This window comes from Vibrio sp. 10N.222.46.A1, assembly GCF_041473595.1.
GTDB lineage: Bacteria > Pseudomonadota > Gammaproteobacteria > Enterobacterales > Vibrionaceae > Vibrio > Vibrio tasmaniensis_A.
Genome location: NZ_JBFRSN010001400.1, coordinates 1 through 645 on the forward strand (window position 1 = coordinate 1; position 645 = coordinate 645).

Below are 645 nucleotides of genomic sequence, written 5' to 3' on the forward strand. Positions count from 1 at the left end.
GAGCTAAGTACTGATGCTACCATCACGACAGAAACCATCGCCTACTATAACTTTCTACAAGGCAAGGAGCGTGCGGGTATCGAACGTGCGGTTCTCAACAACACCTTTTCTAAAAATGAATTTGGCCCGGGTATGCTGGTTAAATTCATCTCTTTGGTAACCGAGCAAAATACATATTTTGCGAACTTTGAAGTTTTTGGTAACCCAGATAACGTTGATTTCTTTAAACAACAACTGAATGATCGCTCGGTGGCTGAAGTGGAAAAACTTCGTGATGTGGCTGAATCGAAAATGAGTGGTTTTGATGTCGATCCTGTTTATTGGTTTGCTCAATCGACGGCACGAATTGTTCAGCTGAAGAAGACTGAAAATCAGTTAGCAGAGTCTCTTATTACACTGACGGATCAGAAAACTCAGCAAGCTCAATCAGCAATGATGGGCAGCATTGTGATGTTTGTTGTGATCACTTTGTTCGCAACTTTTGTTAGCTTCAAAGCCATTACTGATTTAACGACTCGAGTTAAAGATCTAACGCGAGTGCTTTCTAAAGTCCGAAATGACAATGACTTAACCGTTCGTGCGACTTACGAAGGTAATAGCGAGCTGGGTCAAATCTCATCGTCGCTTAATGAAACATTAGAGAAG

At 41.6% G+C, this 645-nt stretch carries 1 protein-coding gene; it reads left to right on the forward strand.

What is annotated here, in order from left to right; translation table 11 throughout:
- On the forward strand, positions 1-645 hold a 645-nt coding region (locus AB4496_RS26920), incomplete at both ends, for a nitrate- and nitrite sensing domain-containing protein (RefSeq protein WP_372132971.1).